The organism is Gardnerella sp. DNF01151, assembly GCF_049244235.1.
Classification (GTDB): Bacteria; Actinomycetota; Actinomycetes; order Actinomycetales; family Bifidobacteriaceae; genus Bifidobacterium; species Bifidobacterium swidsinskii.
Map to the genome: position 1 here is coordinate 984024 of NZ_CP058389.1, position 25965 is coordinate 1009988.

19 protein-coding genes, 4 tRNA genes, 1 pseudogene, 1 CRISPR repeat array and 1 riboswitch are annotated in these 25965 nt (G+C 35.8%); of the genes and pseudogenes, 17 read left to right on the forward strand and 7 right to left on the reverse strand.

Features of this window, described 5'->3' with window-relative positions; all coding sequences use genetic code 11:
- Positions 1-115 precede the first annotated feature (115 nt).
- Positions 116-1453, forward strand: coding sequence for an ATP-binding protein (locus HXT37_RS04230; protein ID WP_415693264.1), 1338 nt, complete (start codon positions 116-118; stop codon positions 1451-1453).
- Between the two features lie 263 nt (positions 1454-1716).
- Here HXT37_RS04230 and HXT37_RS04235 read toward each other — a convergent pair whose 3' ends face one another.
- Entirely contained in the window at positions 1717-2049 is a 333-nt protein-coding gene (locus tag HXT37_RS04235; protein WP_103013870.1) for a type II toxin-antitoxin system RelE/ParE family toxin, read from the reverse strand.
- The gene (locus HXT37_RS04240) at positions 2046-2360 is read right to left on the reverse strand and encodes a type II toxin-antitoxin system RelB/DinJ family antitoxin (RefSeq protein WP_076002873.1); all 315 of its coding nucleotides are present in this window, start codon (positions 2358-2360) and stop codon (positions 2046-2048) included. Before HXT37_RS04240 ends, HXT37_RS04235 begins: the two co-directional genes overlap by 4 nt.
- A gap of 440 nt (positions 2361-2800) precedes the next feature.
- On the opposite strand from HXT37_RS04240, the gene HXT37_RS04245 reads away from it, so the two are divergent.
- Positions 2801-3559 carry a hypothetical protein gene (locus HXT37_RS04245; RefSeq protein ID WP_102703101.1) on the forward strand — a complete coding sequence of 253 codons (759 nt, stop codon included), beginning with the start codon at positions 2801-2803 and terminating at the stop codon, positions 3557-3559.
- Positions 3560-4064: 505 nt separating this feature from the next.
- Here the strand turns inward: HXT37_RS04245 and HXT37_RS04250 are convergent.
- From HXT37_RS04250 to HXT37_RS04260, 3 genes are all read right to left on the reverse strand, one after another.
- A complete protein-coding gene (locus HXT37_RS04250; RefSeq protein ID WP_102703102.1) occupies positions 4065-5174 on the reverse strand; it encodes a hypothetical protein in 1110 nt (369 codons plus the stop codon).
- Positions 5175-5187: 13 nt separating this feature from the next.
- Positions 5188-5673: a hypothetical protein gene (locus HXT37_RS04255; RefSeq protein WP_102703103.1), complete on the reverse strand. Its 486-nt coding sequence runs from the start codon at positions 5671-5673 to the stop codon at positions 5188-5190.
- A gap of 115 nt (positions 5674-5788) precedes the next feature.
- On the reverse strand, positions 5789-6064 hold the full coding sequence (locus HXT37_RS04260) for a hypothetical protein (RefSeq protein ID WP_102703104.1): 276 nt from the start codon (positions 6062-6064) through the stop codon (positions 5789-5791).
- Between the two features lie 263 nt (positions 6065-6327).
- Here HXT37_RS04260 and HXT37_RS04265 point away from each other — a divergent pair, with 263 nt between their 5' ends.
- A complete protein-coding gene (locus HXT37_RS04265; protein ID WP_180963723.1) occupies positions 6328-6837 on the forward strand; it encodes a type IIL restriction-modification enzyme MmeI in 510 nt (169 codons plus the stop codon).
- A gap of 131 nt (positions 6838-6968) precedes the next feature.
- Here HXT37_RS04265 and HXT37_RS04270 read toward each other — a convergent pair whose 3' ends face one another.
- Positions 6969-7760: a DUF3800 domain-containing protein gene (locus HXT37_RS04270; protein WP_158245253.1), complete on the reverse strand. Its 792-nt coding sequence runs from the start codon at positions 7758-7760 to the stop codon at positions 6969-6971.
- A 429-nt stretch (positions 7761-8189) separates the two neighbouring features.
- Here HXT37_RS04270 and HXT37_RS04275 point away from each other — a divergent pair, with 429 nt between their 5' ends.
- Positions 8190-8582 carry a hypothetical protein gene (locus HXT37_RS04275; RefSeq protein ID WP_233186346.1) on the forward strand — a complete coding sequence of 131 codons (393 nt, stop codon included), beginning with the start codon at positions 8190-8192 and terminating at the stop codon, positions 8580-8582.
- A gap of 14 nt (positions 8583-8596) precedes the next feature.
- On the opposite strand, the gene HXT37_RS04280 is transcribed toward HXT37_RS04275, so the two are convergent.
- Positions 8597-9676, reverse strand: coding sequence for a 3'-5' exonuclease (locus HXT37_RS04280; protein WP_158245252.1), 1080 nt, complete (start codon positions 9674-9676; stop codon positions 8597-8599).
- 941 nt (positions 9677-10617) lie between these two features.
- Here HXT37_RS04280 and HXT37_RS04285 point away from each other — a divergent pair.
- From HXT37_RS04285 to HXT37_RS04345, 13 genes and pseudogenes are all read left to right on the forward strand, one after another.
- Positions 10618-13455: a CRISPR-associated helicase/endonuclease Cas3 gene (locus HXT37_RS04285; protein WP_102703108.1), complete on the forward strand. Its 2838-nt coding sequence runs from the start codon at positions 10618-10620 to the stop codon at positions 13453-13455.
- A gap of 3 nt (positions 13456-13458) precedes the next feature.
- A pseudogene (casA, locus tag HXT37_RS04290) lies at positions 13459-15128 on the forward strand (type I-E CRISPR-associated protein Cse1/CasA).
- A 21-nt stretch (positions 15129-15149) separates the two neighbouring features.
- Positions 15150-15764, forward strand: a complete 615-nt coding sequence (gene casB, locus HXT37_RS04295; protein ID WP_102703110.1) for a type I-E CRISPR-associated protein Cse2/CasB — start codon at positions 15150-15152, stop codon at positions 15762-15764.
- 94 nt (positions 15765-15858) lie between these two features.
- Positions 15859-16947 (forward strand): type I-E CRISPR-associated protein Cas7/Cse4/CasC, encoded by a 1089-nt coding sequence (gene cas7e, locus HXT37_RS04300; RefSeq protein ID WP_102703111.1) that lies wholly within the window; start codon positions 15859-15861, stop codon positions 16945-16947.
- Positions 16948-17005: 58 nt separating this feature from the next.
- Entirely contained in the window at positions 17006-17881 is an 876-nt protein-coding gene (cas5e, locus tag HXT37_RS04305; protein WP_102703112.1) for a type I-E CRISPR-associated protein Cas5/CasD, read from the forward strand.
- A complete protein-coding gene (gene cas6e / locus HXT37_RS04310; protein ID WP_102703113.1) occupies positions 17882-18526 on the forward strand; it encodes a type I-E CRISPR-associated protein Cas6/Cse3/CasE in 645 nt (214 codons plus the stop codon).
- Between the two features lie 40 nt (positions 18527-18566).
- A complete protein-coding gene (cas1e, locus tag HXT37_RS04315) occupies positions 18567-19508 on the forward strand; it encodes a type I-E CRISPR-associated endonuclease Cas1e (protein ID WP_102703114.1) in 942 nt (313 codons plus the stop codon).
- Position 19509: 1 nt separating this feature from the next.
- Positions 19510-20592 (forward strand): type I-E CRISPR-associated endoribonuclease Cas2e, encoded by a 1083-nt coding sequence (cas2e, locus tag HXT37_RS04320; protein ID WP_102703115.1) that lies wholly within the window; start codon positions 19510-19512, stop codon positions 20590-20592.
- Positions 20593-20699: 107 nt separating this feature from the next.
- A CRISPR array of direct repeats spans positions 20700-22314; the repeat unit is 28 nt; unit sequence GTCTTTCCCGCATACGCGGGGGTGATCC.
- A gap of 1400 nt (positions 22315-23714) precedes the next feature.
- A complete protein-coding gene (locus tag HXT37_RS04325) occupies positions 23715-23984 on the forward strand; it encodes a hypothetical protein (protein WP_102703117.1) in 270 nt (89 codons plus the stop codon).
- A 1149-nt stretch (positions 23985-25133) separates the two neighbouring features.
- Positions 25134-25206, forward strand: a tRNA-Gly gene (locus HXT37_RS04330).
- Positions 25207-25234: 28 nt separating this feature from the next.
- Positions 25235-25305, forward strand: a tRNA-Cys gene (locus tag HXT37_RS04335).
- 30 nt (positions 25306-25335) lie between these two features.
- Positions 25336-25407 (forward strand) — tRNA-Val (locus HXT37_RS04340).
- Positions 25408-25446: 39 nt separating this feature from the next.
- Positions 25447-25519 (forward strand) — tRNA-Val (locus tag HXT37_RS04345).
- Positions 25520-25753: 234 nt separating this feature from the next.
- Positions 25754-25843: riboswitch (TPP riboswitch) on the forward strand.
- The last annotated feature ends 122 nt before the right edge of the window (positions 25844-25965 follow it).

The window sequence follows — 25965 nt, forward strand, 5'->3', positions numbered from 1 at the left end:
CGATAAAAGATACCGCAAAATATAACAGAACAACAGTGCAACTCGCGTAGAAATAGTCAAGCGTTAATACGGTTGCAATATTTAATAGCGTAGCGTCAAGCGAAAGGTGGTAGTCATGAAAAGGCTGATTATGAGTAAACTTTTAGCATGGAAGAACTCACCGTATCGTAAACCGTTGATATTAAAAGGTGTGCGACAAGTTGGTAAAACTTGGGTATTAAAAGAATTTGGTAAGCTTTACTACAAAAATATTGCTTATTTTAACTTCGATGAAAACAAAGAATATAAGCAATTCTTTGAAACCACTAAAAACGTGGAGCGAATTTTACAAAATCTAATGCTTGCAAGTGGTCAAAAAATCGAAGCAGAAAACACGTTGGTTATATTTGATGAGGTTCAGGATTGCCCAGAAGTAATAAACTCGATGAAATATTTTTGTGAAAACGCTCCGCAATATCATATTGCTTGCGCTGGATCGTTGCTTGGAATAACGCTTGCAAAACCATCTTCATTCCCAGTTGGAAAAGTTAATTTTATGCAAATAAACCCAATGAATTTCACGGAGTTTTTGCTTGCTAATGGAGATGAAAATCTAGCGAAGTATATTGAACAAATCGATAAAATAGAACAGATTCCAGACGCATTTTTTAATCCTCTATACGAGAAATTAAAAATGTATTATGTTACGGGGGGAATGCCTGAATCGGTTTTAATGTGGACTAAAGCGCGAGATGTAAACGCAATGCAAGAAACGTTGTTTGAGATCATAACAGCTTATGAACGAGATTTTGCGAAACATCCTAGTGTTGGTGAGTTTCCTAAAATATCAATGATTTGGAATTCTATTCCGTCTCAACTTGCGCGTGAAAACAAAAAATTCTTGTATAAAGTTGTTAAAAATGGTGCGCGAGCAAGAGAATATGAAGATGCTTTGCAATGGTTGGTATCAGCACAATTGGTGTATAAAATTTATAGAAATACTGCGCCGAGTTTACCTATTGCTGCTTATGATGATGTATCTGCTTTTAAGATTTATTTGGCAGATGTTGGTTTGTTAAGGCGATTATCTCAACTTGCTCCGACTGCGTTTGCGGAAGGCAATAGACTGTTTACTGAGTTTAAGGGTGCTTTAACAGAAAATTATGTTTTGCAAGCGCTGCTTACTCAATTTGAAGTGATGCCTAGATACTGGTCTCAAACGAATCCGCCGTATGAAGTGGATTTTCTTATTCAACGAGAAAATGATATTTTCCCTATTGAAGTTAAATCTGAAGCAAATATTAATAGTAGAAGTTTGAAAAAGTTTAAAGAATTATTCCCTAATCAAACGAAATTACGTATACGATTCTCGCTGAATAATCTCAAACTAGACGATGATATGTTGAATATTCCGTTATTTATGGCTGATTACACGGATAAGCTTATAGAACTTGCTCTGAAAGAGAACGATTGATAAAGAAAGATAATTAAAAAAGTGAACGATTAGAAGATATAGAAATAAACTAGGGCAAAAGTTAAATGAGTGTCAATCGACGAAACGTTGCAACCAGCCTAGGAGGGCTTCTAGGCTGGTTGCATTCCCAAAAATCAAGCTATTAAGTCAATCTTAAACCTTTTTGCGATATTTTCCTATCGTTAAAAAGTGCACCCAATATCCATAGTGTGCACTAAAAAGTGTGAATACGTTGCCAGTACTTTTCTATCCCAAATCGCGCATTAATTGTTTGAGTCGTTAACAATGTTTTCAATATTTCTGCCTGAGTAGAAGATACGAATAACTGTTACAGTCATTTGGTTTTCGTCTACTTGGTAAAAAACTGTGTAGTTATCTATGGGAACTCTGCGTATTCCTTTAGAACACCACGGATCCCAATTAACAAGTGTATATCGTATAGGCATAGTCTCAAGAGAACGTATAGCATGCTTAATGCGGTTGACTTGTTTTTCCGCCGTTCTTGGAACTTGTAATGTAAAACAAATGTATTCGTATAGCTCTGTAAGATCAAGGAACGCTTGCGGAGAATAGATGATGTTATAAGTTGTACTCATGCACCATATTCCTTTGCAAAGAACTGATCTACTTCATCTGCACTATATTGTTTGCCAGTCGAAATAGAGTCGATGCCTTTTTGCAATTCCTTATCCAACTCATCTCTTGTTAAGCTGCCTAAAGCAAGCGGCTTTTCTTGCTTATTAGTTGGCAAGCGAAGTTCAAATGGCATGCCTTTTTGTAAAACAATCTGGCTGTAAAGCATTTGAATCGCAGAAGACGGTGTTATGCCAAGCTGGTTCAATATGCTTTCAGCGTTTTCTTTAAGATTTGTATCGATTCTTGCATATACAGCATTCGTATTTGACATTGTGTTCGCATCCTTTCTGTGCTTATTTTACAAAATAGTTGCAAGCATACGCAAGCAGATGAAAGCAAAAGTTTAATCACCTGTTCTCGTGTTAAATACTTCATTTGGCAAATTCCTCATAGACTTTATTGGAGATTTGGAGATAAGGAATTTATGAGGTTGCTTAGCCTTGTAATAAGTAGTAAATAGGCAGGTCTAGTTTCTTAACTCTTGTATGCAATGAAACTTTTCCTTTTGCACTCTGAAACTATTGCTTTCTGTATTATATGTTTCGCAAGTATCACGCTACTTGAGACTTTTGTTAACACGTTAAAAATTGCAGTGGGGTAGTACAAAAGAATTACATATCAGTTTTTGTCTCAACAAATTCGTACGTACGTTGTTTCTATTAAATTATTTTCATAATCTGTACGCACTTTTAATGAGGAGAGTGTTTAGTTATGGGATCTTCAGTTACACAACGCATTAAGAGCATTAAACAACCTTATGGTGGATATTTGCCACGAAAAGATTTTGTTGAAAAATCATTAGGTGAAGGAATAGAAGACTTATATGATAAAGGGAACATTCACCCAAGTTTAGTTGGTATAGTAGTTGACTACATGACTCGTTTAATGTCTGGATCGAGTGCAATAGACGCGTTTAAAATTTCTTTACTGGGCGCAATGATTATAAACGAACGCGATAATGCGTTGAAACTTATGTCCGGCATTAAAGGACTTAGCGATGAAGATATAGTTAACGCCGTCAAACTTGTTGGATTCGACGTATGCTTTAGATATGATCCTATTGGCTACAGGCCTTTTGATGAAATCAATCCCGATGAGCACACAATCCAAAACATCAGAGTTATGGTTCAGCGCTCGCTTCATTTTCTTGAGTGTTACGGTCCGAAAGTGCTTGACGGTTTTACGCTAGAGGGCGGTTACACTAATACGGTAAGTGCTGGTGATGGTGATTTTATAACAGCTGATACTTTGTGGGATTTTAAAGTTTCTAAAGAAAAGTTGGATAAGAATCAGACTCTTCAACTGCTTATGTATTGGCGTATGGGTTTGCATTCTATTCATCCAGAGTTTCAGAATATTAAGTACTTGGGTATTTATAATCCTCGCATGAATAAGGTCTATCGTATTGCTGTTGAAAACATATCCGAGGACGTTATACGCGAAGTTGAGAAAGATGTGATTGGGTATTAGGATCAGACGGTTTTGCGTGCTTTAGGCTGTTGTTCGTACTTAGTGAAGACTATCGCTAAAAAGTTTAGTGCACTGCGGCTTTAAGCTGGTTGATTCAGAAAGCAGTATGTAGCAATCGTTAGACACCGTTATTTTCTCAGTTCGTTGACCGAGTTAGTAACGGTGTTTAGATCTTGGATTATATCCCCGGATATTCACAAGCTTTTCTCTACACATTTTGCCGATTACTCATGATTCATGTGCTATAAGCCAAAAAATAATGGAGACCGCACAACACCTAAGGTGAGTAAATCAGCCGACGGCGTGAAGCCGACTTTCAACTAAATATATCAAATATTTAGAACACATTGATTATTCACACAACAATTACAATATTCAATCTTCAGAACTAACAAAATTAGATTAATTTCATTGTTTATTTTCAGAAAATAAGATAGATTTGGCATTTTTATATATCTTTCAAAACAAAGGGTTCTTTATATTTAATTTTGGCGTAGGAATGTTATTAGGAAAAATTTTTGGCATTTTTTATTTCAAGATTTTGTCTATAAAATTTAGCAAATGCTTCAGTTATTGCACTAAATGATTTATTATCCAAATGAATCATATCGCTTATTGAAGCGGAAATATTTTTTACAGCTTCTTTAGATAATGAATTTGAAATTTCACTCAAAGCGGGCGAAACAGCTTTGATAAAATGCTCATTGATTCTATTCGTTTGAATGATTCTAGTAAACGAAGATAAAACATTTTCTAAATCTGTAACGCTCAAATGCTTTCTGTTCTCAAAATCAGCAACGGCAATATCTAACTTCTTTATATATTGCTTAAGTATATTTCTATATTTGCAAAATTCAGTATCAGAAATTTCTTTGTTGTGCACTACTTTGTTTCTTATTTTTCTAATTTCATCAAGACTATTTCTAGTTAAATCTATATTTCTTTTACTAAAAAGTCTTTCCCATAATGATATCTTTTCACCCTTATTTAATATATTAATAATATTATTTGAAGATTCCCGTTTTTTCAAAGCTAATTTTGCATCTTCAATTACCTCATTTGCATCTTCAATAGATTGTTCCTTAAATAAATAATCAATATAATTTTGAAAAGTAAAACAATCTAAAGCAATCTCAATATAACGATTTTTATTCCTTATATTCTCTGCAACATCATTCTTAATTTCTTCGTCGACTAAAGTTTTTTTAGTCCATTCTGTACCATATGCGCTTAACACAGTAAGGTATACAAATTGTCTTAATTTCCTTTCAAATGTGAATATATACTTAGACAGGTTATTGCAGTAATAATCTGAAGCTCCATCAAAAATGACAACAACGTTATATTTGCATCTTAGATTATTTTTTATAAAAGCGAACTTCAAAGACTCGATTGAAATTGCTTCTTTTCTTGTAGTTTTCTTATTAATAGTTAAAATTTTTAGCCTAATTTCTTCGCCTATTTTCTGAATATTATAATTAAATTCTTGATCATCGTTGTGTAAGCATAATGTTTTTTCTTTAAAAGAAATCAGGTCTGCGAAATTTTCCTTAAATGAATCAATATCATTTTCGCTATCCTTATTTTTTAGCATAAATACAAGGTCAATAAACATAAGTCACTTCGATTCAGATTTTACTTTTCCATTTGTTATACAATCTACTTCTAACAACACGTATATTGGGATTAATGCCTTTTGCAAAATACACTAATTCTTGATAATCAAATTCTTCCATCATTGGGCCGCATATCAATTCCATGTCGTCAAAATATTTACCATCAATGTTAAAGTCTGCATAATGAACGATGGGTTGATTATTTGATAATAAATCATTAACAATTTCTTGACCAACATTAGCACTATATTTCTCATCCCTAAGAAATTTTATTTGATCAAATGGAATATACATTACTGAATATCTCCATTCTTTTTGGAACTCCCACTCAGTACTTTTATATTTCCCTAACACATTCGCGTCAAAACAAAAAAATTCACCATCCTGTCTCAAACATCTAGGATAGATAAGTGATTCATCGTCTGTATATGTTACTTTTGCATTTAAGCGCTGGGTAAGAATGTCTCTATCTTTGTCACTTATAATAAATTGCGGCATTAGCTTAAATCTACATCCAAAACAATATTGCGCAGGTACTATAAAAGTTTCATCCGTTGACTTTTCCGATGGTTGATCTTCTTTATTAATGCAATGCTCAACGTAATCATCATAATTATTTTTTAAAAGGAAAACTTCTTAATTTTATGCAAACGCCTCTGCTAGAATCTCCATACATAGACCATTGTGGTATGCTGTCTCTATTCTCACTCCAGCAGCTTGAAAAAATAAATTTCCCCAAATTGCGACCTTCACCGGTAATTGCTTCAGTTTTATCATCCATACATTCAAGTGAAGTTAGTCTCAAAGTTTTATTCATTAAAATTAGCTTTGCCGATTTCAAACTAGTGTAATGATATAAATATTCTGGTATTCCTTCAACTATTTGCATAATAAACTTCCTTATCCTCCCCTATATTTCTTTTAGCACAGCAAAATCTCTTTTTTATCATTTAATTTATTATCAAGTAGAGCCCATTTTAGATATATTTCACCATTTTCAATCACTTCAATTCTAGCAGGACATGCAGTATTTGACTGTCAAGTTAAACAATAAGCACATAATCCCTAGCAAGTTAGATAATATACTCATGAATATTGCAGATCAGCACAAAAAGGCAGCAGAGTTTATTGAGCGCTGGCAAGGTCGCGGCGATGAAAAGCAGGAAACGCAGAAGTTTTGGCTTGAACCTTATGCAAAACGTTTTGGGCATTCCAGACGCAATAAACAATACCGAGTTTGAGTATCGTACCGCTAACCGTGGGTACATTGACATGTTGTGCCCTGATTCTCGTTTTCTTGTTGAGCAAAAAAGTAAGAATGTTGATCTTGATAAGCCTGAAGAACGTCAAGGTGATTCTGTTACTCCAGCTGAGCAAGCCGTAAGATATTCCGACAATCTTCCGCTTCCAGAGCTTACAAGTGATATGCGAGAGAAAGTTATTGAAGCAGGTAAAGCCATACTTAAAGCGCGTGCGAATCACCCAGGCCAATCTCTAGCAGACTTGTATGATCCAAAATGCATGCCTCAAGATTTGCGCAAAGCTCATGACGAGCTAGATAAAGTAGTAGATGTTGCTTTTGGTTCTGCAAAGCCTTGCTCTAATAACGACGAACGTCTAGAAATTCTTTTCAAATCCTATATTCGCATGACTAAGGAATGAATTTAATATAAGCAAACCTATAAAACGAAAAACCAATCTGTAGTTTCTACAAGTCAGGATTTATATTAGGAAGCGTTGATTGCTGTTAGCAGAGGGTCACAAGTTTTGTGCGACCCTCTAGCATATTTACATTAGAAAATGTCGTTTTGTATAAGATGCTTCATTGGGAAATATACACCACTGTTACAAATAATATCGTCAATTATATGAGCTGTTTTTAATACTGCTTTATCTCCACGAGAAAGTTGAGATGATTCTAATGATTTATCAATCATTGCAGCGCGCGAAGCGATAAATAATGCCATATCAATCATTTGCAATCCAAAGTATTGTCTTGAATCTTCCCAATGGAATGGCATCACAATATGAGAAAGATTTGAATTATAAAAACCCTCTGTATTACCATTATTCTGATATTGCTTAATGCGACCTTCATGTGCTTCAGGATCAGCCACTTTATCAGCAACAATAGTTATATCAGTTCTATATAATTCAGCAATAAAATTAACTCTCTCGAGACAATATTGAAGTGCAACATCGTGAGGTGTATGAGCATGTTCTTTATATCGTTGTTTTAATTCAGTAGCAGCAACACCGCGAATAATAACTTTTGCACATGATTTTGCCAATATACGCATTGCAGATCTATAAATACCAGTGGATTGTGTATATAGCCCATTCATGCATTTCCAATCACCCTTAAACTGGAACATACAATGACCATGAAATTCAACATTACTTGGAACATTAAATTTTTGTATAACGCTTTCTTTTAATTTTGCAAGCTCATGTTCTATAAATTCTTTTTGCTGCTCGTCAACAATTAACGCACCAATATAATATATATCTCCGCCAATTTTTCTATCTACAGGCGAATGAGATTCATCAATATAAGCAGTTAACATAGAATTATTATCACACATAATTATTCCAACCATCGAACTAGAAAAATAATGTGCATAACTAATATGAATTACTTCTCTATTTACTACAAATTGTTGCATAAAATATTAACGATATTAAAAACAACTTCATATTCGTGCTAAAATATGGCGAATATATTCTTCTATGTTTATAACATGTTTTTGTATTCAAAAATTATCAATGCAACACGTAGTCCTAAAATTTGTAAAAATAACCAAATTTGTATATTCTTGTATGTACGACAAGCTCACTTCACTATAGGAAGTGTTGATTGCTGTTAGCAGAGGGTCGCGGTTTTGTGCGACCCTCTAGCATATTTACTTTCCCAAAACAATGCGCATTAAGGATAAGCGGCAATTTAGGTTTATTTCCCAAAATGTGGGGTAAGCGGCAAAAAGTGGGGTAGTGGCAAGACATCTATTATTAACATGGCAATATCTGAGATTCCAATAAACGAAGACAAAGCCAAAAGAGTAGAGAAAGAAAAATGGTATTCAAAAGTATACAAAAGAATCAAAAAAATTTTTACTTCACAAAAAACTGAAGAAGAAGATCAATGTCATTATCCAATAGTTATTAAATTCTCACCATGGAATTATTCCGACAAGAACAATTTAATCAGTTTGTTCTTTTATGAATTGAAGAATAAATTAGGTGTAGCTAAGGGGGAGGGACATAAACTATGTATTCTAATGCATCCAATAAGATGGACAGTAAAAAGAGAAATGAAAAAACTATCATACATGCAGAAAATTTATTATTATATGTACGAGAAACTTCGCCCTTATGATAATAAATACATGGATAAAACTATAAAATGAGACAACTACTCTAATTATCTCGCAGGATAAACATTACTAGTAGTTGGTATGGCATTTGAATAATAATCTTTATTATGATAGTCATTGCACGAATTGAACAGAAAAACAAGACATATCGCAACAAACATTAAAGTCAACATAAAGTGTACATAAGATTTGGAATTCAATTCATCAGATTTCTTATTACTACTAGGTGGCATCCTGTGAACCTCAAATGGCAGATACCCTGTTAAACATTTTTCTGAATCAATTTTTTTGTTTATCAATACATTGCGCTTACGTTTTTTATCAACTTTATTTTGAACATGTAACGTAGCTTTACAATCCTCTAACGCATCATGCGCATTATAAGAAAATTTACACTCTTCGGCAGCCCATTTTAACGCAATTGTTTTTGAACCATAGAAAGTTTCGGCATATTCACGCATAGTATCAGTAACTTTGTTCCTGTTAAGGCGTATACCAATCTCAGCGAGAAAAGCCAAATCAAACTTAGCATTGAATGCACATATTTCTCTAGCTCTATTAATGATATTTTGTATAGCCTCCACATCTTTAGTAATACATTCACATTTTCTAACATCAAAAGGATTTATATGATTTATTGCTTCAGCTTGAGGCCAATGAGTAACATATTCTGGTTTATATAGCTTATTCCATAAGACATTGCCATTCCCATCAATTATAGACAACTGCAGTATTTCATCATATTCAGGATCCAAACCTGTAGTTTCTGTATCCAAAACAATTCTTGGAATTATATCTTCACATGGAATGCTAACAGTATTCATCTCAACCTTTAAACTAAATTGAATCAAACTAGAACTGCTATTAGAAGACGTTTTGGGCTTGTAAGAAAAATATTCTAGTCTATTACCTACTAATGGCATTAATACATTGTTAGCTTCTGTTAATACATTTTTTGTCTCAAAAATTATATTTCCATAACCATTTTTTACAATTATATATTTTTCTTCATCTTTACATTCAGTTGTAACAATGCAATTCTTAAAGCTATGAGACCTTGAGATATCAATAGAATCTGCAACAAAACGCGAATCAGCATAAAAAGAGTACTTACCAGATAATTTCATGAGACTTCGCATAAAATGATTTTTTACCAAAGCTTCCTTCTTCTCAAATATGTCTGCTGCGCAATCATCTGCTCTCTATATAAGTCTAATAAGAACTAAAGATTTAAGTTTAAGTATGGGTCATTATGCTTACCCATACTTTTTGCCTTTTACAACAAGACATTTGATTAATAAACACAATTTTTGTCTATAACACAATTCATTAGCCTTAAACATTTAGAAGATATTGAAAAAATTTATGCGGCAAAAATTAAATACATTTCAAAATCCGAAGATATATTAAGTTCTTACCAATTTCGTATAGCATTTTACGTATGGAAATGTATTAATAAGAAAGCTGCTCTCACGTATGTTACAAATCTATTCAATAATGAGACAAATAAGCTTAGATTCTTATGTGTAACAACATACAATAAACTAACAAACTGGAAATTTTATTCAGAAAATTGCTTTAATCTAACCGCAAAATATTTAAAGACATCACACACCCGCGTATCAAAACTGTTTCCTTAACGCAACAATTTTGATACACTTGCGTTATATCTATTTTTGTGAATGATACTCTTCTTAAGCATTAAACATCTACATCTGCTTTACTTTTGTAAGAGTTATACCACTTTGAACAATTTTAAATTTATACTACAAACGGATTAACCGAATGCGTACAAGATCTAGATTAAAGGAATCACAATAACAATGCTGTTGATGTATAATCGCTTTTGATAGAGCTTCCCGCATGCGCGGGTGTGATCCTTCTGTGTTTCGTGTTCTATCGTCTTTCTCGCATTGGCGAGGCAATTATTTGGGCTTCAAATGCATGCAATACGTTTGAAGCCCAATTAGTTTAGTAACGAATATGCAACACAATCTTTCTTAAAGCTCTTATTGAGAGTATATTTACCATTATTTAGTAATCATTGTGGATTAAGGGGATAGTAGGTATGAATTGTAATCATATTATTAATCCTGCATTATGGGGTAAAAAGAGAGAAGTCAATGGTACTATGCAATGGCTTCCTCTTGCTCAACACCTTGAAGATACTGGAAATGTTATTGGTCAATTATGGGATCATTGGCTTAGTGATGGTCAGCGAAGATTAATTGAATTCTCATTAAGTAAACATGTTGATGCAAAAAAATTATCTCAATTTTTAGGATGCATACATGATATTGGTAAGGCTACTCCCGTTTTTCAGTTTCGAAAATCGTATTCAAATTCAGAAGATTTAGATATTGCGTTAAAAAATAAGTTAGCTACTGTTGGTTTTACAAATATCGATGATTTTATTCTTAAGGCAACAGATTGCTCAAGTAGTCATCACACTATAACAGGTCAAGCTATTCTTTCTAAGGCTGGAGTTCCTGAAGGAATTTGTGCAATCGTTGGCGCTCATCATGGTAGGCCTTTAGATGATGATTCTGTTTATAAAAATAATATGTCTAAATATATTGATCATTATTATCAAAGTGAATCTGAGAGTGAAAATAGTAAATTATGGCAAAAATTGCAGAATGATATTTTAGGCTGGGCTTTAGAAAGGAATGATTTTTCTAATGTGAATGATCTTCCTGAAATAAGTGAACCTGCGCAAGTTTTGTTGTGCGGATTAGTAATTATGGCTGATTGGATTGCTAGTAATGAAAACTATTTTCCGCTTATTCCAATAGAGAAAGATTTGATTGAGAATCAGGAAGAAAGATATAAAAAAGGCTGGGAAAAGTGGTTACAGCATGGTTCTAAAGACGTATGGGAATCATTAAATTGTTGTAGCAGTGTTTCAGAACTATATAAGCATCATTTTGGTTTTTTGCCAAATGATGTTCAGATAGCGTTGTACGACGTAATTTCTCAATCTAAAGAGCCTGGAATTTTTATTCTTGAATCGGCAATGGGTTCAGGTAAAACAGAAGCTTCTTTAATTGCTGCTGAGCAATTGGCAAATCTAACTGGAAGAAGCGGAGTGTTCTTTGGTCTTCCTACTCAAGCCACTTCTAACGGAATGTTTAGGCGAGTTGAGAATTGGCTTAAAAGTGTGAATAGTGATTTTCAGGGCGAAATTGGTTTACGTTTAGTTCATGGTAAAGCTGAACTGAATGCAGATTATGCCCATTTGCCTCGTGGAATGCAAAATATGAATGATGGTTGTGAAAGTACTTCAAGTAATAACGATGCAAATAACAATGGAGTAATACTTAATGATTGGTTTACGGGGCGAAAAACCGCAATGTTGGATGATTTTGTAGTTGGTACAGTAGATCAATTTTTGTTAGCTTCTCTAAAACAAAAACATCTTATGCTTCGTCATTTGGGTTTAAGTAAAAAAGTTGTAATTATTGACGAAGTGCACGCATATGACGCTTATATGAATAAGTATCTTGAAGAATCTCTTATTTGGATGGCAGCATATGGTGTTCCTGTAGTGTTGCTTTCTGCCACCTTACCTGCAAAGCGTAGAAAAGAACTTATAAAATCTTATCTGCTGCGCGGGTTGGGATTTAAATGGAGTGAATGCAATAAGTCTAATGTTGATTTTGAAACAAATGGTTATCCTTTAATTACATACAGTGATAAAAACTGTGTAAAACAAAAATTTATTGAAAATGATAAAAGTGATAATAAATCTATTTCTGTAAGAAAAATAACAGACGATAACTTACATGAATCGCTTGTTAGTAAGCTTAAATCTTTGTTAAATAATGGCGGTATTGCTGGAATTATAGTAAACACCGTTAAGAGAGCGCAAGAAATTTATAATGCTTGCGTTGATGAATTTAGTGATGACGAAGTTATACTTGTTCATTCGCAATTTATTGCTACTGATAGAGTTAGAAAAGAACAGCAGATTTGTAATATGATTGGCAAGAATGCTCATAGACCTGCTTGTGCAATAATTATTGGTACGCAAGTATTAGAACAGTCACTTGATATTGATTTTGATGTTTTGTTTACTGATCTTGCTCCTATAGATTTATTACTTCAGCGTGCTGGTAGATTACACAGGCATACGATAGAACGCCCAGAAAATTTCACAGAGCCAATTTTATATGTGTTGGGAACCAACGATCGTTATGAATTTGATAAAGGTTCAGAGTCTATTTACAGCAAATATTTACTTATGAGAACCCAATACTATTTGCCAGATGTTATAAACATGCCTAAAGATATTTCTCGATTAGTGCAAATAGTTTATGGCGATAATCCTTTAGAGTTACAAGAAGATTTGAAAGATGTGTATGCTGTTGCAAAAAGAGAACATGATTCAGTAAGAAATAGTAATGAAAGTGCTGCAAAAACATATAGAATTGAAAATCCAGAATCAGAAATTGGTGAAAGATCTATTGTCGGCTTGTTGAAGAATCCAATTACAAATGAATCTGATGAATTTGCATGTGCTCAAGTTCGCAATAGTGGTGAATCTATAGAAGTTATTGCTGTGAAAAAAGTTGGGTTTGGTTATGGAACTTTCCATGATTGTGAAGATATTTCACAAAATATTGATGATGCGGAAGTTGCAATAAAACTTGCTCAAGAAACAGTAGGATTGCCGTGGATGTTTACACTAAACAGCAATCGTGTTGATGAAACAATTGCAGAGCTGGAAAGAATACGAAAACAAAAGCAATTCAAAGACTGGGATAATCAGCCTTGGTTGCGAGGTTCTTTGGTGCTTCTATTCGATGAAAATAATATTTGCGAATTATCGAAATACAGAGTTGCGTATTCTGAGAAAAGTGGTATTGTGTGTATTAAGAGTTCAGAAGAAGACAGAAAGGAATAAAGGGTGAGCAGATTTAATTTATTAGATGAGCCTTGGATTTCCGTCATTGTAGACGAAAAAGGCCACAATAAACTCGTATCAATTACAGACGTGTTTAATCATGCATCAGAATATAAAGCTCTTGCGGGAGATATGAAAACACAGGATTTTGCATTGCTTCGCATTTTGCTTGCTGTGCTTCATACTGTTTTTTCTAGGTACGATATTCATGGAAATTCTCGTGAATTTGATTCAGGTGAAGATGATGAATATTATTTCAATAAAGAAACAATGAATATTTGGCGCGAAGTTTGGAATTCAAAAAGTTTCCAGACGCAGTTTTCAAATATTTAGAACAATGGCATGATCGTTTCTACCTTTTTGATGACAAGTATCCATTTTTGCAAGTACTTAAACAAGATATAGATAGTAAAAAGCTTGGTGGCAAATCTCCTAGTGAGATATCTGGTAAAAATATAAATCGATTGATTTCTGAAAGTAACAATAAAATAGCTGTATTTTCTCCAAAAGATAATGTTGATAACAACAAATCGTCACTTACTGAAGCACAATTAGCAAGATGGATTATTGTGTTACAGTCATACGTTGGATTGGCAGATAAGACCATTTTTGGTACGGAAAAATATAAAGCTTCTAAAGGATGGCTTTTTGACCTTGGTGGCATTTACATAGAAGGCGAAAACCTATTTGAAACTCTTATGCTCAACTGTGTACTTGTTGGCGAAATGCAATCTCCTGAGAAAAAACAAAAACCATGTTGGGAATATTCAGGAGCGGAAAATATTGAAAATTCGTTTTATGAAACATTTATTGACAATATTTCTCAACTTTACACTCGATGGAGTAGAGCAATATATATAAATCCTGATATTAGCATTGATAAGCCAATATCGGTTTCTATAGTGAAACTTCCTGATATTAATCATCAAAATGCTTTTATTGAGCCAATGACAGTATGGCAGTACAACAAGGAACGTGAAAACAAGGACAAATACACTCCAAGGAAGCATAAAGTAGAAGAATCTATGTGGAGATCATTTGGGTTACTTACATTGCAAGAATCAGATGATGGGATCCTAAAAAATCACAAACCATGCATTATGGAATGGTTAAACAAAATTAGTAAAGATATTGAAGGTTCTTCTATTTCATTACAGGCTGTGAGTATGAAAGATGATGGTAATGCTACATCTTGGGTTCCTACAGATGAAATATGCGATACTCTGCATATTGATGAAGTTGTAGTAACTGATAATTCTGACAACGGATGGGTGGGCAGAATTAACAATGAAGTCGAGTATACAAGATCTGCCATAGGATTTATTTACAGGCAATTTCTTCTAGACATATGTGAAATACGTAATAGAAATAAAGATGATGCAACTAAATATGCTGATAAGTGTATTAGTCATATTTATTTCTTAGTCGATAAGCCGTTTAGACAATGGTTAGCAAATATTAAACCAAAAGATTTAATGAATGAACGATGTACTCAATGGAGAAATACTTTGCATAGCATACTTATAAATGAAGCAAAAGGCATGTTGGAAAATGCTACATTGCGTGATTTTACAGGTAGGTCTGCTATGCAAAGTGAGAAAGAAACTACAAAAAATATAGTTACGGCTTACAGCATTTTTACTAGTCGCTTAAAAAAATTATCAAAAAAATAAAGACATAGAAAGGAGGCTATTATGGCTGAAAATCAAAGCAAATCTGTTGAAGTATCTAATGCTGTTAGAAAAATTATCAATCAATTTTTGAATGGCTCAGATATTGCATCAAGGCGAGCTATGCTTGCTCAACTGCGTCACACAATTGGTAAGCCATTAAGTCAGTCTGTAGAAATATGGCCATGGATACTAAGCAATGTTCCAGAAAGCTTTATCAATAAATATGGTGAAGTTAGCTATCAAATGCGATCTGTTATAAATACTTTGCAAATATACGCATTGTATGAACAAGGTAGTGTAGAAAAATCAAGTTATAAGGATTTGAACAAATCTGAAGATTCAGAAAATGAAAAATCTTATAACAATATGGGAACAGCTTTAAGAGCACTAAGAAGTGACGAAGGTGTGCGTGGAGCGATGGATAGACGCTTTAGTGTTATGATTACTGCAAGCGATTACGAAAGTTTTTACTATTACCTTCGTCAACTAGTTCGACTACTAAAAAGCAGAACAAAAGAAAATCAACAAGCGATTGATTATTCTAAACTAGCAGGCGATTTATATTTGCTTCAGTTTGAAGATTCAGAAAAAGTAAGACTTTCCTGGGCGCAAGAATATTATCGCTTAAGCAAGTAGCAATAACTTTTTAGCAATATCACATATTTTAAAAATTACATATTTCAAAAACAACGTTATTAAACAATTAACTAAAATTTAGAAAGGCAAAACAATGAACACTCATTTATTCTTAGATATTCAAGCAATCCAAGCTGTTCCACCATGCAATATTAATCGCGATGATGCAGGTAGTCCAAAAACTGCTCAATATGGCGGTGTAACTAGAGCTAGAGTAAGCTCTCAATGCTGGAAGCACTCAATGCGCGAATATTTCAAAGAACACAGCGGAGATTCTAATGTTGGAATACGAAGCAAAAACATTGTTAAGTACGTTGCAGATAAAGTTATTGCATTAAAACCAGAATTATCTGAGCAAGAAGCATTAGATTTAGCAAATAAAACGTTAAATAATGCTGGCGTTAAAACTAAAAAAGATAATGATGAAATAGTTCCTACAGCAAAAGCTTTATTCTTCTTAGGAGAGACTCAAGCAAATTCTCTAGCGCAAGCAGCAATCAATAATGTTACTGACAAGAAGCAACTGCAAGAAATCTTGAAAGATAATCCACCTATTGATATTGCTTTATTTGGTCGCATGCTTGCAGACGATCCATCGCTTAATGAGGATGCTTCTTCTCAAGTTGCTCACGCAATTTCCACTCACGCTGTTCGTGCTGAATTTGATTACTATACTGCTGTTGATGATTTATCTGCGGATGATAATGCTGGAGCTGGGATGCTGGGCACAATAGAATATAATTCTTCAACACTGTATCGTTATGCAAATGTTGCAATACATGAATTTAGTCATCAGTTGAGTGATAACAAAGAATCTACAATTAATGCTCTTAAACTTTTTATTGAAGCTTTCGCTAATGCTATGCCTATTGGAAAAGCAAATACTTTTGCGAATCAAACTTTGCCGCAAATGCTTGTAGTAACTTTGAGAGATGACAGACCAGTGAATTTAGTTAGCGCATTTGAAGATCCAGTAAAAGCAAAAGACGGATATGTTTCAAAATCTATTGAGAAATTATCTCAAGAATACGAGAAAGTTCAAAAATTTGTTCATAAGCCGCTTGCATCATTCTATGTGACAACGGATTCTTCAAATGAGGAGATTAAATTAGGAGTGGAAGAGCAAAGTATGCAGCAATTATTGGATGATTTTTCTTCCAAAGTCTCCGAATTGCTTCAGTAAATTTCTTAATAAATAACACTTATTGGTTGATGTTTAGTGTTTAACAGTTAGGAAGCTTATGAAAAGTTTATTACTGAAGTTCGCTGGACCTTTGCAATCATGGGGTACAGATTCTCATTTTGAAACTCGTCACACAGACTACTATCCATCTAAAAGTGCGGTAGTAGGCATGATTGCTGCAGCTTTTGGATATAGAAGAAGCGCAGATTGTGATGAAGAGATTGCAAAGCTTAATGATTTAGACTTTGCAGTACGAATAGATCAGCAAGGAAATTTGCTTAGAGATTATCATATTGCTGCAAAATATAAGTCTAACGGTGACTTTGAAAAAAATTACGTTACAAATCGTTACTATCTAGAAGATGCCATATTCTTAGTTGCAATAGGATCCGATAATGAGAAACTTATCGATAGCATTAACGATGTTTTGCGCTCGCCATATTTTCAATCTAGTTTGGGTAGAAGATCGCTGCCTCCTACAGCTGATTTTATTTTAGGCGTAGAAGATTGCGGAGTAATTCAAGCATCATTAAAGTATAAGTGGCTTGCAAGAAAAGCAGGTAAAAACCAAGTACAAGTTTCTAAATTATCTATGCTCTCGCAATCTTCTAATGAATCATGTAATGCAGGATTTATATCTTTATATGCTGATTCAGATTTAGTAGATAAAGCAGAATGCGAATTAGCTAAAGATAATACTTATACTTATAAAATTCAGTCGTATGTTCGTAAGCTACGAAAGGATTACGTTAATTCTTTCTCAAATAAGGAAAGAAAATTTGGATTTCGATACGAGTCAAAAATGGAAATTCCTATTGAGAAGATTTCGCACAATAATTCGGATTCAGAAAGCAGCAAATCAGATAGTGAACATCTAAAAGATTCTGAAACTTTTAGTTTTGAGCATGATGCTTTTTCTGGATTGGAGGATTAAATGTCTTATTTGAGTAGAGTTGAAATTGATTATAAAAAACCTAAATCGCAGCTAGATCTTAAATCTGTAGGAGCTTTTCATAACTGGGTTGAACAAAGTTTTCCAGATGAATGGATAAATCATGAGCGAAGCAGAAAATTGTGGAGAATAGATTCTTTGAATGGGAAACATTACTTACTTATAGTGAGTGATTCAGAACCTAATTTACAACGTTTAGAGATGTATGGAGTTGCTGGAACAGCTTCAAGCAAGAATTATGATAAGTTCTTGTCGTCTTTAAAAAATGGTATGAAAATGCAATTTAGAGTAACTCTTAATCCTGTTGTTTCTATTTCTGATACTTCTGAAACTCGCACTACTAGAGGTAGGGTAGTACCACATGTTACTTATGATCAGCAGATGAATTTTTTGCTTAATCGTGCGCAAAAATTAGGTTTTTCATTGAATGAAAGTGAATTTACTATTGTTGAGCGCGGGTATAGCTTATTCACAAAGTCAAAAAAACCTATTCGTTTGAGTAAAGCTGTTTATCAAGGCGTTTTAACAATTAGTGATGAGGATGTTATGCGTAAAACTTTACTAGACGGTATCGGTAAAAAGAAAGCATATGGTTTCGGAATGATGACTGTTATTCCATTGGAATAGCTTGAGTTAATGAATCTTTTGTGTCAAAGGCTGTAGGAGTATGAAGAAGAAGTGTGGTGCTAAGAAGGCTGAAATTCAAGAGCTTCCGCGCATAAGTGATAGAGTAAGCTTTATATACATAGAGCATGCAAAAATCAATCGTCTTGATAGTGCTATTACAGTCTTTGATGCAAACGGAACTGTGAGAGTTCCCGCTGCAATGATTGGCGTTTTACTTTTAGGACCTGGCACTGAGATTACTCATAGAGCTATGGAATTACTTGGAGATGTTGGCGCAAGCATAGTTTGGGTTGGCGAGCATGGTGTTCGCAATTATGCTCATAGTAGAGCATTGTCAAGGAGCTCAAGATTGTTGGAAAAACAGGCAAAACTTGTTACTAATAGTAGATCAAGATTGAGCGTTGCAAGAAAAATGTATCAAATGCGTTTCCCTAATGAAGATGTATCCTCATATACTATGCAACAATTAAGAGGTCGAGAAGGAGCTCGCGTAAGAAGCATATATAGGGAGATGTCTAATAAATACAATGTCCAATGGAATGGTCGCGATTATAAAGTCGATGATTTTGAAAGTGGTACTGTCGTTAATCAAGCATTGTCTGTAGGCAACGTATGTCTTTACGGTTTAGTTCATAGCGTAATATCTGCCTTAGGTTTAGCACCTGGATTAGGTTTCGTGCATACTGGACATGATCTTTCTCTTGTATACGATATTGCAGACTTATATAAAGCTGAATTAACTATTCCTGCATCTTTTGAAATTGCCGCTCGGTGTGAATCCAACGATGACATTGAACAGTTAATGCGTTTGAAGATGCGCGATTGCTTCGCAAATTGCAACATAATGTCTCGTATCGTTAATGATATACAAAATCTTCTTGAAATCCCGATTGACAACCAAATTACTGTTGATGTAATACATCTTTGGGACGATAAGGAACTTCTAGTAGCTTCTGGCGTAAATTACAGTGAGGTGAATTGATATGCCGTTAACTGTGATTACGATGACTAATTGCCCATTATCTTTAAGAGGTGATTTAACCAAGTGGATGCAAGAAATCGCTACAGGCGTTTACGTCGGCAATTTCAATAGTAAAGTTCGAGAGGAATTATGGAAGCGTATAGAAGACAGTGTTGGAAATGGTGCTGTAACAATGAGTTTTTCTTCCAGAAATGAAATTGGCTATGATTTTAAGACTATACATTCGCATCGTGAGGTGGTTTATTCGGATGGATTACCTCTGGTACGTATTCCAACAGTTGATACATTAGAAAACGATATTAAACATGGATTTAGCGATGCTGCTAAGTTTCATAATGCAAGGAAATTTTCAAATGATAGTAGTAGAAAAAATATTAATACTTCTTCTAATTTAATTGAAAATGATTTAGTAAATGAAAATATTAGTTCTGTAAGTTCTGATAATTCTATGCAATCTACGATATTGTCCGTGAATGATGAAGAAATTACTTGTAATGACTATTGGAAAGATTATATAGGCAAAACAAGTAAAAAATTTGTTGTGTTAGATTGTGAAACTACAGGTTTAGATAGCAAAGTTGATAAAATTATTGAAATTGGGGCTGTCAAGTTTATAGATGGAAGAATTGAAGAATTTCAGACTTTAATAAATATTAATGATTGCAACAATAATATTTGTAGAAAAAATAATATAATTCCCAATGAAATTACCGAGTTAACTGGTATTACGTGCGACATGCTTGAGTCTAATGGCGTAAGTTTAGACTTAGCATTAAAAGAATTTATCGATTTTATAGGGAAATTACCACTATTAGGATATAACGTATCGTTTGATATTGGTTTTTTTAATTCGGCTTTATTCTCATTAGGTGAGAAGTTCAGCAGCGCTTTTTCTATTAATAAAGTTATTGATATTTCACGTTTTGTGAAGCATGATAGGAGATTTTTGAAAAATTATCAGTTGAAGACGGTTCTTCAGGAGTACAACATTTCTGAGTCAGTTCCTCATAGAGCTCTCATAGATGCTAGGCTAACGGCGCGTCTTGTTTTTCACTTGAAAGGATTGTTAAAATTTATTTCATAAAAATAAAGCACTATTGTACTACTCTATGTGATAGTTTGAATTTGAAAAGTAAATGAGATTTGACTGTTTCTGTTATAGAAATGGCCATTTTATTAGGATTTTTAAGTGTCTTTCCCGCATACGCGGGGGTGATCCTCAAAGTGCTAGACGAACAGTCACAGAAAGACAGTCTTTCCCGCATACGCGGGGGTGATCCTGCAAAGGATGCAAAGCACACAAAGGATTATGCGTCTTTCCCGCATACGCGGGGGTGATCCCCAACAAAGGGGACGGCACCAACACCGTCCCCTGTCTTTCCCGCATACGCGGGGGTGATCCCGCTTTGTGTTTCATGCGCGCATTATGCAAAAGGTCTTTCCCGCATACGCGGGGGTGATCCTGCAGCTGAGTACACCAATTGGGTTGAAAGCTGGTCTTTCCCGCATACGCGGGGGTGATCCTTAAAGAGTTTTCCAAACCACGAACAGACAGCAGTCTTTCCCGCATACGCGGGGGTGATCCCAGTCTCCTAGTCCGCAAACCAAACAAAAACAAGTCTTTCCCGCATACGCGGGGGTGATCCCGATATTCGAGGTTCCTGGGCACGCGTTAAACAGTCTTTCCCGCATACGCGGGGGTGATCCCAAGCAGTAAACAACATGCACATGCCAATAGTAGTCTTTCCCGCATACGCGGGGGTGATCCTGGGTACCGGTTAATTTTGGCTTTAGAAATGGCGTCTTTCCCGCATACGCGGGGGTGATCCTTTATGGACATATGCACCCTTGTTGCGAGAATGGTCTTTCCCGCATACGCGGGGGTGATCCTGGGTACCGGTTAATTTTGGCTTTAGAAATGGCGTCTTTCCCGCATACGCGGGGGTGATCCTTTATGGACATATGCACCCTTGTTGCGAGAATGGTCTTTCCCGCATACGCGGGGGTGATCCCATGATTAACCGTGTGCAAGGTCAAACAGCAACGTCTTTCCCGCATACGCGGGGGTGATCCTGTTATTTCCCTTAAAAGATCCGTAAGTTTCAGGTCTTTCCCGCATACGCGGGGGTGATCCTTTCTGTATCAACATCATTATACTGTTTTAATTGTCTTTCCCGCATACGCGGGGGTGATCCTAGTCCCACAACCACAACGGTTCACCCCAAACAGTCTTTCCCGCATACGCGGGGGTGATCCCTTTTCTATTACATTATGTAGAAGATAAAGAGTGTCTTTCCCGCATACGCGGGGGTGATCCTAGCCTTTGCTTCAGGCGCGCACACTTTAGTAGGTCTTTCCCGCATACGCGGGGGTGATCCCAAAACGCAAGTGTTTTTTTAAGTAATCGCGTAGTCTTTCCCGCATACGCGGGGGTGATCCCATCTTCTACAAAATAGCAATATTTGTAAATTCGTCTTTCCCGCATACGCGGGGGTGATCCTGGAAAAATATTAACACCACTGATATTAGAAAAGTCTTTCCCGCATACGCGGGGGTGATCCCAATGTCACCTTTTTTCACACCTTGCAAACGATGTCTTTCCCGCATACGCGGGGGTGATCCCACCGGCTCGATGTGGGGTGAACTCACAGCCGCGTCTTTCCCGCATACGCGGGGGTGATCCTAATATTGCGAACACTACTAAAAATAACGCTAGGTCTTTCCCGCATACGCGGGGGTGATCCTAAACATTGCGTGCGATGAGAAGTAGCGTATCAGTCTTTCCCGCATACGCGGGGGTGATCCTAATCCTTGGTGTTGGACATCGCACGCGCTAAAACAATGGCAAGATACAGTAAATAAAAGCATCGAAGAGTACAATAAGAAGAGCATCAATAAACAGAAAGAAAGGAACAGCTCATGATGGGCACAATAATGGTAATCAGCATAATACTATTCATTGCAATGTTGATATTTGGATTTGCGGCTTGGATCTATGACTTGCTCCATTGCAAACCACACAGTGAACTCGGGCAACGTATCCTACGACTCGATGAAAACAATAATCCAATTGAAGATAAGAAAAAATAGTAAAGGAAACGAATGCACGATAGTAGCGTCTTTCCCGCATACGCGGGGGTGATCCTCACTGTTTACTTCTGCTAGTAGAGTACACAAGGTCTTTCCCGCATACGCGGGGGTGATCCCCTACACATGCAGCAAGTGCGGTTGCAGTAGTAGTCTTTCCCACATACGCGGGGTGATATCAACACCATAAGGGTTTTTATTAAAAAATTTCATTTCTACATTTTCTATGATATACTAAAGGAAAGCACAGAGCGTAGGGGCTAGCTACGCTCCATGCAATCCGCTACTTGCCTTTCTTTATGGCATATAGTGCGACCATTGAAGTAATTATGACGCCAATAATTGCGAATATTTTATAAGTGACGTCAATAATTGTGAGTATGGTCTTTCACGCATTGCTGAGCGCTATGACATAACTGAATAGTTAAAGCATAGCTCGCGAAGGCAATGCGTGTCTTATAGCGAGCGTAATAAAGTGCGAACACTTTAACAATTACTGTAAAACACAACATATAAATCTCAAACACTATACGACCTGCTTGAGCGATTATTCCTCACGGCTTCGTAGCGGCTGATTTGGGAGCTTGCAATCCCATTGATTTCAAGCTCCTGCAAAGCACGCGAAAGCACTTTAGAATGCCGAGCGTGCTCAAAGTCGAAAGCACAGTGCGCTTTCAATGCAAGCGAGGACTGACTTCGTAAAACTAACAAAGTCAGTTGTTCTACACAAAGATTTATGCAAATGTGTTTACATTCGATATGTATAGTGATAGCCTAGCAAAGCCGTGACGCAAGGGCGGTTTTCCTTTTCATCCTCTTGACAATGACGCGCCATGGCACTTTAGATCCTTTCTGAATATGTGTGTGATTCCTAGAAGTTATAGCCATCTAGGTTGACTGGAATCGTCTTTTTCACCTATGGGGTGATCTTAATGCGCGTGTGATCCTCGACAACCAGCTTTTAAGACTGGAACATTAGTCTGAGGAGTACCATTTTCAATATTTTCTTCAAAGGTTGAATGAAGAAAAGAAAAAGTGTGCGTGTTAATACTGCGTTCACAGTTGTAGAAGATAAGAGAGGAGTCAAAAGCTGATGAACATGATGAAATTTGTTATGACATGGTTGAGAAACTTCGACCTTATGCTGAGCCATACATGGATAAACTTTGCAAAGAAGCTGCTAGTAATGCTACATGCGCAGGAGAGCCTTATGAAGCGTTAGCAGATTACTTAAGCTTTGCATGGGAACACCAAAATACTCCTCGCAAACTTATTATTGAAGCATACAATCTTATTGACGATGACTATCTTGATTCATATAACGAAATGGCAGATAAACTAGGGATTCCGCGTCGCCAACATTCTGCAGACTACGACGAAGATGAATAAATATTATATTAAAACGAGGGTTCCAACCAATTGTGCTGGCTAGAACCCCTAGTCCTCAATCTTTCCACACGATTATAAGCAAAGCAAGAGCATTAGTCGTTATTCCGTCAATATGCGTTATTAAAGCTGCAACAAACGCTATCCTGCAAGTAGTACCATTCACTAGTATTAGATTCACTCTAGCCACTGGCATCGCTGGCTTAACAGGCAACAGTAAGAAAAAATAAAGTAGCCTATTATGTCAGGCTAAAACAGGAAAATTAACTATTACAAAAGAGCTGGTCATTCCCCCAAACCTACCCCGTGAAGGGTCAAGGGTAGGGGGAGCCCCAGCTCTCAATTCGGTTCTATCATATATATGGGCGCCTTCCTTATACGCAAAGAGTCACCCATATTCTTGTTATTGTTTAGCTAGATTTATCATACGCAATAAGCGCGTATCAAAACTGTTTCCTTAACGCAACAATTTTGATACAAGATATAAATAAAAAAACGACTGAAATAAACTACATCTTCTATATTTATACTTATTTTTTCAATAAAAAATTATTAGTACAATTTATGTTACAGGTATAATATTTTGCAGTATTTACTATTTTGGTGAATACAAAATATGAGAGTTGGGAAGCATGACATGGAGAAATTAAAGGTTATGGCGTAAAAGTCTATCCAGAAAAGGAACCTTATTGATTGAGCGAGAATAAAAAGCAAAAAGCTCTAGGCATAACACCTAAAGCTTTCGCTGACCGAGTACTCCCAATCCATTTGTTCCATCATTGTATCATATATAATCTTATTTACTAAATTATTTAATTTAAAAATGTAGGGTAATCAGAAAGAGTCCGTAAAGATAATCTTGTGAATACTCTGGTCTATAAGCCACAATCCAAACACTGTTAAAAACTTAGTAAAGTATCGGAGAAAGTAACTGTAATCACCCAAACACTGTTAAAAACTCAGCTAACAAACTGGGAAAGTAACACTTGCGCTCGCAAATGCTCCAATACCATACGCATAACAAACTTCCAACCAACACGCGCAAACACCACAAAACGACACGCCAAATAGGCGAAGGCTTGCATTTGAGAATATTTCGGGTATAGTAGTTACTCGTGCTTCGGCGCTGACATTGTTCAGTAAAGTTGCATTGCGGACATAGCTTAGTTGGTAAAGCGCAACCTTGCCAAGGTTGAGACCGCGGGTTCGAGTCCCGTTGTCCGCTCTAGGTCCGATGAGTTATTCGACCTTACGGTGGGTTAGCCAAGCGGTTAGGCAGCGGCCTGCAAAGCCGTATAGATGAGTTCGACTCTCGTACCCACCTCGATTAAGCTTCAAGCTTAATTAACAACCTGGGCGGTTGGCGCAGTGGTAGCGCACTTCCCTGACACGGAAGGGGTCACAAGTTCGAACCTTGTATCGCCCACTCGAAAGGATTGCCTTTCACGCATAATTAAAAAATTTTGGGTGATTGGCGCAGCGGCTAGCGCACTTCCTTCACACGGAAGGGGTCATAGGTTCGATTCCTATATCACCCACAATATGTTCGCAGTGTAGAAGCACTGCGTTTTTTGTTATCTGGCTATTTTTTATTTGCTAACCTTCATATGAAAATTTTTCGCAGCCGAACACACATGCAACCACAAATGGAAGCAATATCTCATAGCAGTCAACCAATCAGTCAACCAACCAATCATTTCTTCACAGAAACACACATGATAATGTTCATTTTGAGTTCATTTAATATCGTGCTATACTCATCCGAGTACAAGTGAAAATTGCAGGGGTACTGGAAACAGTTGAGAAACACCCTTTGAACCTGTTTTGTTAAGACATGCGTAGGGAGCAATTACAGTAAGTGATTTCTTTCTATCACGATTTTCGTGATATCTTGCGTTGCCACAAAGTAGTAGCAATTACACGAGTATCAACTAAACAATTAAAAAAAACTAAACAACCAAAACCAAAACCAAAAAATATCCGC